Raw genomic sequence first — 10,059 nt, 5'->3', positions numbered from 1 at the left:
GAGATCGTCCTCGTCAGCCGCAGGGTCCGCCAGTCGAAGGAGTGCCGGCGGCTGACGAGGACGATCTCGTCGCCCAGATCGGTGTGGGTGAGCCGGGCGTCCGTGTGGTGCTTCTTCCACGCGCCGATGGCGTCGTTGAGCCGGTTCACGGTGGCCGAGCCGATGCCGCGCTCGGGAGCCTGGAAGACATAGGCCAGATCGTGCAGTTCCTCTTCGGGCAGGTCGTAGGTGAACAGGTAGTGCTCCTCCGGCCGCAGACCGGTGAAGCCCAGTTCGGGCCGGTTGAAGTAGGGGCTGAACCGTTCGATCGCGATCCGGGCGGACAGGTCGACCGGCGGGTTGAGGTGTTCGAGCGCGGGCAGTTGCCCGATGACCGGCTCGTAGTCCTCCGCGGTCTCGCCCGGGAAGCCGTGCAGGTAGTTCCAGGACACGGACAGTCCCGTCTCGGCGGCGTCGCGGAGCATCCGCACGTTCTGGCAGCCGCTGACGCCCTTGTCCATGAGGTCGAGGACCCGGCTGTTGAGGCTCTCGATGCCGGGCTGGACGTAGATGAGCCCGGCGTCGGCGAGGACCTGGAGCTGGGGGCGGCGCATGTTGGCCTTGATCTCGATGTGCATGCGCAGGTCGTAGCTGCTGCCGATGATCCGGGGCAGCACGGTGGACAGGTACCGCATGTCGAGGATGTTGTCGACGACGTACATGTCGAGGACCCGGTGGCGCTCCGCCAGATCCATGATCTCCTGGTAGAAGGTGTCCGGGCTCTTGCTGCGGAACTGCATGAACGAGCCGTTCAGACCGCAGAACGTGCAGTGGTGCTTCTCGCCCCACCAGCAGCCCCGGGCCCCTTCGACCACGAGCTTCGGCTCCACCCAGTTGCGGGCGACGGACGCGGCGAGGCGTTCGAAGTAGCCGCTGTAGTCGGGGGGAAGGATCGCGGAGGGAGGCATCGGCCCGGTCGGCATCGGGTTGGCGACGGAGACTCCGTCGGCGCGGTGGCACAACCCCGGGATGTCCGCGACCGCGCTGGAGGGGGCCTCCGGCGCCTGTTGCAGGGCCTGGAGCAGCCGGGGGAACGCCTCCTCGCCCTCGCCGCGCACCACGAAGTCGACGAAGGGGAAGTTGCGATGGACGGCGGCGCCCTGTTCGGCGTCGCAGTTGGCGCCGCCCATGACCGTGACGATGCCGGGGGCCAGCCGTTTGATGTGCCGGGCCGCGGCCAGGGCCGCCGTGTTCTGCTGGAAGGTCGACGTGAGGCCCACGACGTCGGGCGCGAGGTCGGCCACCCGGCGAGCGATCTCCTCCACGAACTCCGGTACGACCTCGTGCAGTTGCTTGCTCATACGCATCCGCGAGGCGCGCAGCTTGCCGGTCATCACATCGGTGAACTCGGCCGTCTTCCACGCCGGGTCGTCGTACAGGGCACTGGAGAACACCCAGTCGCCGCAGCCGAGGAAGTACGAGGACAGCGCGAAGTACTCGTAGTCCTCGGCGGAGAACTCGGTGCGCTCGGTGATCCAGTCGGTGAACTCCAGGTTGGCGTGCAGCACCTCGCACGTGGCGCCCGGAACGCGTTCGTCGACACTGCGCTTGAGGATGCCCAGGGCCAGGGACGGCAGGTCGATGGGGGACCAGGGCATGTTGAGCAGGAGGACACGCACAGTCGGCTCCTCGGGGACGACGGGGCAGGAGAAGGGCCGGTGGCAGACCCGGCCGGCCCCTGTTTCCCGGGGCCGGCCGGGCGAGGATCACTCCTCGTCGCCACCCTCGTCCGCGTTGCGGAACGGGATGGTGATGGTGATGCCGATGCCCGGCTTGCGGTTCTCCTCGTCGCCCGCGAGCGGGTCGTTGTGGATGATGTCCTTCTGCACGGTTCCTCCTCGGTGTTGTGAAGTGGTGCTGTGCGTCCGGTCCCGCTGGTGGCTCAGCGGGACCGGAGTCCCCCCGTCGGTGCGGGGGGACGTCCGATGGCGCGGTGCGCCGGGTCGGGAAGCCGGTCGCGCAGGAAGCGCAGGGCACGTCGCAGGACGGCGACGTGCGCGGCGCCGTCGTAGCCGTCGTGCCCGGTGTCGAGCCACAGGGTGTCGTGGGGGACGTCCGCTGCGGCCAGGGCGTCGAGGTAGGCGCGGATCTGGCCCGGCGGGCACTTGTCGTCATGGGTGGCGCCGACCACGAGCAGGGGCGCCGAGACCTTCGCCGCGTACGTGATCGGTGAGCTGGCCGCGTACCGTTCCGGGACCTCGTCCGGGCCGCCCCCGAACAGCTTGACGTCCAGAGCGCGCAACGCCGGTGTGGTGGCCCGGTGCGCGGCGACCCAGTCGGCGACCGGTTTGACGGCGACGCCCGCCCGCCACAGTCCGGGACGCGTACCGAGGGCGAGCAGCACGAGGTACGCGCCCCACGACACCCCCCACAGCGCGCACGCGTCCCCGGCGACCAGGCCGGCCGAGACGAGGTCGGCGCGGACGGCGGTCAGGTCCGCCACCTGGGTGTGGCCGACCCCGGCGGTGAAGTCCTGCCGCCAGTGGGGGCCGTAGCCGGTGGAGCCGCGGTAGTTGACGCGGACCACCGCGTACCCCGAGGCCACCAGCGAGTGCACGGTCGCGTCGTAGGCGTCCCGGTCGTGGTCGGCGGGCCCGCCGTGGACGAGGAACACGGCCGGGGGCGGTGCGTCGCCCTCCGCGTGCGGAAGACTCAGCAGACTGTGCACACGGCCCGCACCGACGGGAGTCCACCGGTCGGTGTGGCGGCCGGGCACCACGGTCGACGGGCCGGAGGGAGGCAGCAGGAGCGGCTCGGCGTCGGCGGACGACGACGGGTGCGCCGTTCCGGGTGTCCTGCGCAGGACCGGCGGGTGCGCGGTGTCGGTCCACAGACAGTCGACGGCTCCACCGGGCCGGGGCGCCGCGTCCAGCAGGCTGCCCACGGGCGTCGGTACGACGGTCCGCCGCCGGGCGTCCAGATCGACGCGGTGCAGCAGCGAGCGGCCGTGCCGGTCCTGCCGCACCAGCACCGTCCGCGACTCGGGACACCAGCGGGCGGTGATCTCCGTGTCGAAGGTGCACCAGGAGTGGATGCGCAGTCCGCTGTCCAGTGCCCAGGTGGCGGGGGCGTAGCGGTCGCCGAGGTCCCGCACCAGCAGGAGTTCGGTGTGTCCGGGGCGGGGGGAGAAGCCCTGGCACCACAGTCGGCCGCCCGGACGGCCGACGCCGGGCAGTTCGGCGACGAGCCGACCGTCACGTGTGTGGACGGTGACGGCATCGGCGTCGTCGGCCGACGACGCCAGCGCGATCAGGGTGCCGTCCGCGCTGATCCCGCCCAGCCGGCAGGCCCGGCCCGTGCGCACCACTTCCCGGGGGACACGGCCCCGGCGGCCGACGAGCACCGCGGTCTCCCGCCCCTGACGGAACGCCGCCGCTGTCACGCCGTCCGCGGTCACGGCCAACCCGCGCGGCTGTCCGAGCGGTGCGCCGGGCAGCCCCGGCAGCCGGGGGCCGCCGTCGAAGTGCTGGAACCACCAGCGGCCCCGCCCCGCCGGGTCCTCCTCGAACCACCACACATGGCCGGCGGCGTCGATCGCCCGGTGGAACGTGCCGCCGGGGCTGTCGGTGACCTGCCGGGCCCGCCCCGCGGCGCCGTCCCAGGTGAACACCTCGCAGCGCCCGTCGGCGTCGGCGGTGAACACCATGCGGTGCGGGGCGGTGGGGCAGACGTCGGGCAGCGCGGTCACGAACACCTGGTACGGGCTGGTCATACGCCACGCTCCGCAGGCGGGCCGGCCGGGGCGGAAACCCCGCCCGCACTCGCGGACGTGAGGGAACGCAGCACCGCCGGCGCCATCCGCTGGGTACGTACCGCGAGCAGCGCCAGGACCACGGCGCAGGCCGCGGCGGGGAGTCGTGAACCGCCCCAGCTCACCAGGAGGGCGGCGACGGCGGGCGCTCCGGCGGCCGTCACCGCGGTGGCCGCCCCGAACACGGCTCCGGTCCGCGACTGCAACCCGTGCGGTACGGCGAGGACGGCCGCCGTGCCCAGGACCACGGTGATCACGGGCAGCACCAGGCAGATGACGCCGAAGCACACCCCCCACAGCCACGGCCCGCCGGCCACGCTCAGCGCGACGCACGGGGGCAGCAGCAGCCAGGTGGCCGCCGTCAGCGAGCGCCGGGCCCCGAGCCGCCGCACCACCCGAGCCGCCAGCAGCGAGCCGACGAGACCGGCCGCGCCGGACACGGCCAGCACGCCGCCCGTCGCGGCACCGCCCGCGTCCGGGCCCAGGACCAGCACCGCCGTGTAGAACAGCAGGGTCAGTCCGCCGCTCGCGACGGACGTCCACCACAGCACCAGCCGCAGCACGGGGGAGCGCATCACCACTGTCAGCCCGGCCCGCAGGGTTCCCGAGGACGCCGACCGCCGCGACCCGGTGCCGTCGGTGGGGGTTCCCCGTACGGCCGTTCCGCCGTCGTCCTTCGCCGTTGGCGCTGTCTCGGCGTCCGGCGCGTTCAGCGGCGTACGGATGGCGAGCACGCCGAATGCCGCCGCCGCGTACGAGACCGCGTCGACCACGAACGGAAGGGAGCGGCCGACTCCGAACAGGACGCCGCCCAACGCCGGTCCGGCCACCAGCGCGGCCTGGTCGCCCGCCTGAAGGTTCGCCATGGCGCGCGGCATGTCGTCCGGTGACGCCAGCAGGGTCAGGGCGCCGCGCGAGGCCGTCTCGTACGCCGTCGCGCACAGACGCTCCGTGAACGCCAGCACCAGCAGGACCCACAACGGCGGGTGCCGCAGACAGGCCAGGGCCAGACCGGCCATCGCGACCGCCGCGAGCACGGCCGCTCCGGTCATGATGCGACGCCGGTGCCCCCGGTCCGCCGGCAGGGCGACCAGCGGGCCCAGCGCCACACCGGCGAGGGCGGCGGCGCTCGCGAACACGCCGACCACTCCGGGCCCGTGCCCGAGATCCAGGAGCAGCAGGGGGAACACCAGCCCCGAGGCCTGACTGCCCAGCCCGTCGACGGCGTTGACGCACCAGAACACGGCGAGGTCGCGCCGCCCGCGTGTACGCCCGGCGGCACCGCGATCAGAGCCGGGTCCGGCCTCGGACACCACGTCGGCCACGGTCTCGGGCACCCCGCCGGTCACGGCTTCGGGCACCACGTCCGGCACGGCTTGGACCGGGGAGGGCTCGGCGAGCGGCACCGGCGACTCGCCGTCGGTGGGGCGGCCTGTGCGGAACGCGTCGATGGTCCTTCACCCCCCTTGCTGCGCCGCGCAGCCCACCCGCGCACCCGCATGCGACATGCGCATGCCAATGCAAGGGGAGATTCGCCGACATCGGTCGTGATGCGTGGAATATGTGCAGGAAGTGCGAAAGCGAGCAGGAGCCTAATCATCCTCGCGGAGCCCGAACAAGGGCCCGGACGCCCTTCGGGTGGTGCTCAAGGGGCTGGAATTAGACGCCTGTTGAGCTGCGGGATGCGGTGCTCGGCGTTCCGCTTGTGTCGCTCCTGTCGCTCGGTCGCCCTGGGGTGCGACCGCCGCGACGCGTTGCGGTCGTGCATCGGGAGGGGGTCGGCCCCCCTCGTTCCTCGAAGAGTGCGGAACGGGGCCGTTGCGACGCGAAACAGCGCAGGCGTCCGCACATACGCCTCGCGCCCCGGCGCACGACCGGGGCGCGGTCGCCGTCCACGGGATGAGAGTGCTTGCTGTGTCGTTGCCGGAGGACGCCATATTGGCCGACAACATCTCCTGATCGACCGGCCCGCGGCCCCCGGCACGGTCCGGGCCCTGCCCGGTGCGCGCCGCTCGGCGCCTCGTTCGGCCTCGAAACCCGCCGTGTGGCGCGAAGGGGCGCCGCCGCCGCTTCGAAACACGACCGTCGGGCCTGTCTCGTCCAAGGATCAAAGATTGGCGTGTTCATGGCGATACGGCCGGGACGTCAGCGATCAATACTGCGGTCTGGCCCGGCCGGCAGGCCCGGCCGGTCGGTACACGACAGCGGCGCGGCGGGCTCGTCCGCCGTGCCCACCAACCTCGAGGAGACGCTGGTATGAGGGGCTTACGGATGGCCGGACGTCGGAGATCACTGGCCGGCGTTCTGGCCGCGGCCGCGTTCATGGGTGCCGGTCTGTCCGGTACGGCGGCGTACGCGACGGAAGCCGCCCCGCGCGGCGTCGCGCCGCAACTCGGCATCCAGTTCAACGCCGACGGCGACGCGGGCCAGTGCGGTGGGAGGACGGGCGAGCAGTGGGCCGCCTCGCCGGACTGGACGCAGGCCATCCGCTTCGACACCGACGGCCGTTCCGGCGGCTGCCAGCTCGCGTTCGGCGTCCACGACCCGGACAGGGCCCTCGCGGGGGCTTCCATCAGCTATTCGCTCCGGCCCAGTGCCGGCGGTGACGCCGGTCAGTGCGGGAACCAGCAGGGCAACAACGCCGTTCCGATCCTGCCGATCCCGGTGTTCGGGCAGGCCGTGCGGGTCGACACCGACGGCCGACCGGGCTGGTGCGACCTCACCTTCACCGTGACCGGCAACATCGTTCTCGACGTCCAGTTCTTCCCCGACGGTGACGCCGGGCAGTGCCCGGACGCGCTTCCCGCGGGCCAGCACCGCTCGGCCTTCGCCGGGACTCCGGTCACGGTGAAGATCGACGCCGACAACCGCTCCGGCGGCTGCCAGTTCCTGATGCGCCTGCGGCACTTCTAGCACCCGCACACCCGGTCACCCGGCCGGTGGTTCACAGGAAGCGGCGGACCGGGGTGACCGCCGCTTCCTTCACGCGTTGGAGCCACGCTCGGCGTCTCCATCGGGCGAGGTCGATGTCCACGCTGTTCTCGAGGTCCGCGTCGTAGTCACGGTCGAGCGCGGCCGTGAACTCCTCGTCCAGGACGGCGAGCATGACCTCCTCGTCGTGGTCCATGGACCTCCGGTTGAAGTTGGTGGACCCGATGAGCGCGGCGACCGAGTCCACCGTGATGATCTTGGCGTGCATCATCGTCGGCTGGAACTGGCGGATGTGCACACCGGCCTGGAGCAGCCGGGTGTAGTGGTGCTGGCCGGCGAGCTGACAGGCCCGCTGGTCGGTGTGCGGGCCCGGCAACAGGATCTCGACGCGCACACCCCGGCGCGCGGTGTCGCTGAGCAGGTCGATGAAGTAGGTGTCGGGGGCGAAGTAGGCGGTGGCCAGCCGGAAACGTTCCTCGGCGGAGGTGAGCATGACCCGGATGAGGGTCTGCATGTCCTGCCAGCCGATGCTCGCGGAGCCGCGCACGACCTGCACCACGGACGAGCCCACCTGCGGGTGTTCGGTGAAGCGGTCGCGGTGGTCGAAGAGTTCGTCGTGGCACTCGGCCCAGTTCTGCGCGAAGGCGGCGGCGATCCCGTCCACGGCCGGACCACGGACCTGGACGTGGGTGTCCCGCCACTCGGAGGGCGTGCGGGCGTCGCCGCACCATTCCTCCGCTATGCCGACGCCGCCGGTGAAGGCCGTGTGCTCGTCGACGACGAGAGCCTTCCGGTGGCAGCGGTGGTTCTGCTTGAACGGCGACAGCCACACCGGCTTGCGGAACCAGGCCACCTGTACGCCCGCGTCGGTCATGAGGTCCAGCAGCCGCCCCTCGATCTCCTTGGCGCCGAAGCCGTCGAGCAGCAGCCGCACCCGCACACCCGCGCTCGCCTGTTCGGCCAGGGCGGCGGCGAAGTCACGGGCGATCTGACCCCGCCAGTACACGAACGTCATCATGTCGATGGTGTGCCGGGCGGAGCGGATCGCCCCGAGCATCGCGGGGAAGATCTCGTCACCGTTGTGCAGCGGCACGAGGTCATTGCCCTCGGTGGCGGCCACGCCGATCAGCCGCTCCAGGCGCCTGCGCAGACGCTGCTTGCGCGCCGCGACGTCGGGAGCGCCGACGGACGCCGGGGGAGCCGAGATCGGGTCGTAGAGCATGCCACACCTCCTACTGGCCCATGACGCCCAGAACGCCACGGGATACCGGGCGAGCCCGAACAAGCGGATGCCCGGCCGGCCCCGCTTCACGCACCGGAAATCGGCCGGAGACGGGGAGCCGACCCTCGGGACCGTGAGCTCGCATGTGCAGGTGTCGCGTATGCGCGGCCGAGCCCGGACGGGGGCTCGCGCCGAGTGACGTGCCGGTCTGCCGTGGCGAGGTGTCCCGCCCTCCGTTCAGTCCTCGGCGCTCCGCCGGCGAGCCCCCGCTCCCGGCCGAGCCGTGACGTCCCTCGGGGTCAGCTCGGTGTGTTCGGCCGCGCATTCCACCACCACCCGGACCGGGGCCCCGCAGTCGGTGTGCCGGACGTCGAGCACGGGGCCCCCGGGGGCGGGGGCGTGGGTCTGGCCCCACTGGCGCAACGCGATCAGGACCGGCCACAGCTCCCACCCCTTGGGGGTGAGCCGGTACTCGTTGCGTGCGCGGCTGCCGGGCTCCCGGTACGGGACGGTCGTCAGGATGCCGGCGGCCGTCAGTTTCCGGAGCCGGTCGCTGAGGACCGCCTCGGACATCCCCATGTGGCGGCGGAACTCGTCGAACCGGCGTACGCCGTTGACCGCGTCCCGCAGGATCAGCAGGCTCCACTTCTCGCCGACCACGTCGAGCGTGCGCTGTACGGGGCAGTCCTCCGTACTCACCTCAAGCCACTCCATGCGGTCATGGTAGGGACTCTGGCTTCGACATTGACAGCCAGAAGACGCGACAGCTAGCTTCGATCTACGAAGTCAGCTGGGCAAGGTCAAGCGGGAGGCAGGGGCTGTGGGGCGGACGCGTACGTACGAGTGGGAGGACCCCGAGCTGACGGCCGCTGCCGTGGGCCGCGTCTCCGGCCTGGAGTTCCTGCGTGACCTGGCGGCGGGCCGGCTGCCGGCCCCGCCCGTCTCGGCCACGCTGGACATGGCGCTCGAAGAGGTGGAGTTCGGCCGGGCGGTGTTCTCGCTGCTTCCGGGCGAGGAGCACTACAACCCGATCGGCAGTGTGCACGGCGGTGTCTTCGCGACCCTGCTCGACTCGGCGGCGGGCTGCGCCGTACAGTCCACGCTTTCCGCGGGGATGGCGTACACCTCCCTCGACCTGAACGTGAAGTTCCTGCGGCGCATCACGGTGGACACCGGCCGGGTCCGCGCCGTCGGCACGGTCCTCAACGGCGGCCGCCGGACCGCGCTGGCCGAGGCGAAGCTGATCGACGACCAGGACCGTCTCCTCGCCCACGCCACCAGCAGCTGCCTGCTGTTCCCGCTCCCGCCGAAGCCGCAGCCCTGAGACTCCGCCGAACGTGGGCCGCCCACCGGGGCTACGCGTCGTCGCGGGCCCGGGAGCGCCGGGCGGCGCGGCGGCGCAGGCCCAGCGGGAGCACGTACCAGCACAGGCCGAACCACAGCATGACCCCGCCGACGAGCACCTCGGCGAGCACCCCCGGGACCACGAAACGCAGGATCAGCAGCAGCGTGCAGCCGATGGTCAGCGCCAGGAGGACCATGCCGCACATCATCAGCCGACCGGCCGTCTCCACCAGGTCGTCCTTCATGCGCTGACCCGACAGGAAACGGTGCATGGAGACGGGCGCTATCAGCGCTCCGGTCGCCGACGCGCCGAGCACCACGGTGGTGACGTAGATACCGCGGTCCAGCGCCTCCAACTCCTTGAACGACGCGGTGAAGGCGACGCTGAGCAGAAACCCGAAGAGGATCTGCACACCGGTCTGGGTGACCCGTGTCTCCTGAAGGATCTCGTTCCAGCGCCTGTTGACTCTCTCGTGCGCCGCTTCTGGCCCTTCGCCACCGGGCGCCGGGCCGCGCTGGTCGCCGGACGCGCGGCGGGTGGTCTCCTGGCCCGCCGGGTCGGCCGGTTGCTCGGTCATGGCCATGGCATCCTCCAACGTCTCGGGGCACACCGCCTGCCCGCTCCGCTCTCCGACCAGTATGAAAGAGGCCCGAGCGGGCAGGCGGTGTGCCCCGAGACGTTGGAGGATGCCATGGCCATGACCGAGCAACCGGCCGACCCGGCGGGCCAGGAGACCACCCGCCGCGCGTCCGGCGACCAGCGCGGCCCGGC

At 72.0% G+C, this 10,059-nt stretch carries 9 protein-coding genes; 2 read left to right on the top strand and 7 right to left on the bottom strand.

The window, feature by feature from the left end; genetic code table 11:
• The 4 genes from AOK15_RS30715 to AOK15_RS30705 form a co-directional block, all read right to left on the bottom strand.
• The coding region (locus tag AOK15_RS30715) for a RiPP maturation radical SAM C-methyltransferase (protein ID WP_055521606.1) at positions 1 to 1,658 on the bottom strand (1,658 nt) is incomplete at its 3' end.
• Between the two features lie 87 nt (positions 1,659 to 1,745).
• Positions 1,746 to 1,868: a hypothetical protein gene (locus tag AOK15_RS48385; protein ID WP_257234620.1), complete on the bottom strand. Its 123-nt coding sequence runs from the start codon at positions 1,866 to 1,868 to the stop codon at positions 1,746 to 1,748.
• A gap of 53 nt (positions 1,869 to 1,921) precedes the next feature.
• On the bottom strand, positions 1,922 to 3,751 hold the full coding sequence (locus tag AOK15_RS30710) for a S9 family peptidase (protein WP_063799074.1): 1,830 nt from the start codon (positions 3,749 to 3,751) through the stop codon (positions 1,922 to 1,924).
• A complete protein-coding gene (locus tag AOK15_RS30705; protein WP_157870420.1) occupies positions 3,748 to 5,163 on the bottom strand; it encodes an MFS transporter in 1,416 nt (471 codons plus the stop codon). The genes AOK15_RS30710 and AOK15_RS30705 overlap by 4 nt, the downstream gene beginning before the upstream one ends.
• Positions 5,164 to 6,046: 883 nt before the next feature.
• Here AOK15_RS30705 and AOK15_RS30700 point away from each other — a divergent pair.
• Positions 6,047 to 6,703, top strand: coding sequence for a hypothetical protein (locus AOK15_RS30700; RefSeq protein WP_055521604.1), 657 nt, complete (start codon positions 6,047 to 6,049; stop codon positions 6,701 to 6,703).
• Between the two features lie 31 nt (positions 6,704 to 6,734).
• On the opposite strand, the gene AOK15_RS30695 is transcribed toward AOK15_RS30700, so the two are convergent.
• The gene (locus tag AOK15_RS30695; protein WP_055521603.1) at positions 6,735 to 7,943 is read right to left on the bottom strand and encodes a phospholipase D-like domain-containing protein; all 1,209 of its coding nucleotides are present in this window, start codon (positions 7,941 to 7,943) and stop codon (positions 6,735 to 6,737) included.
• Positions 7,944 to 8,180: 237 nt separating this feature from the next.
• On the bottom strand, positions 8,181 to 8,657 hold the full coding sequence (locus AOK15_RS30690; RefSeq protein ID WP_055521602.1) for a winged helix-turn-helix transcriptional regulator: 477 nt from the start codon (positions 8,655 to 8,657) through the stop codon (positions 8,181 to 8,183).
• Between the two features lie 106 nt (positions 8,658 to 8,763).
• On the opposite strand from AOK15_RS30690, the gene AOK15_RS30685 reads away from it, so the two are divergent.
• The gene (locus AOK15_RS30685; RefSeq protein WP_055521601.1) at positions 8,764 to 9,267 is read left to right on the top strand and encodes a PaaI family thioesterase; all 504 of its coding nucleotides are present in this window, start codon (positions 8,764 to 8,766) and stop codon (positions 9,265 to 9,267) included.
• A 31-nt stretch (positions 9,268 to 9,298) separates the two neighbouring features.
• Here the strand turns inward: AOK15_RS30685 and AOK15_RS30680 are convergent, their stop codons facing one another.
• Positions 9,299 to 9,871 (bottom strand): DUF6328 family protein, encoded by a 573-nt coding sequence (locus AOK15_RS30680; protein WP_055521600.1) that lies wholly within the window; start codon positions 9,869 to 9,871, stop codon positions 9,299 to 9,301.
• Between the last annotated feature and the right edge of the window lie 188 nt (positions 9,872 to 10,059).

The organism is Streptomyces ossamyceticus, assembly GCF_001418475.1.
GTDB classification, from domain to species: domain Bacteria; phylum Actinomycetota; class Actinomycetes; order Streptomycetales; family Streptomycetaceae; genus Streptomyces; species Streptomyces ossamyceticus.
Note: the sequence above shows the minus strand (reverse complement) of the source record. Positions and strands in the feature narration are given on the sequence as shown.

Excerpts from the sequence above, each read along its gene's own strand:
- AOK15_RS30690 (WP_055521602.1), bottom strand. The coding sequence starts at position 8,657 with ATGGAGTGGCTTGAGGTGAGTACGGAGGACTGCCCCGTACAGCGCACG.
- AOK15_RS30695 (WP_055521603.1), bottom strand. The coding sequence starts at position 7,943 with ATGCTCTACGACCCGATCTCGGCTCCCCCGGCGTCCGTCGGCGCTCCC.
- AOK15_RS30680 (WP_055521600.1), bottom strand. The coding sequence starts at position 9,871 with ATGGCCATGACCGAGCAACCGGCCGACCCGGCGGGCCAGGAGACCACC.
- AOK15_RS30700 (WP_055521604.1), top strand. The coding sequence starts at position 6,047 with ATGAGGGGCTTACGGATGGCCGGACGTCGGAGATCACTGGCCGGCGTT.
- AOK15_RS30710 (WP_063799074.1), bottom strand. The coding sequence starts at position 3,751 with ATGACCAGCCCGTACCAGGTGTTCGTGACCGCGCTGCCCGACGTCTGC.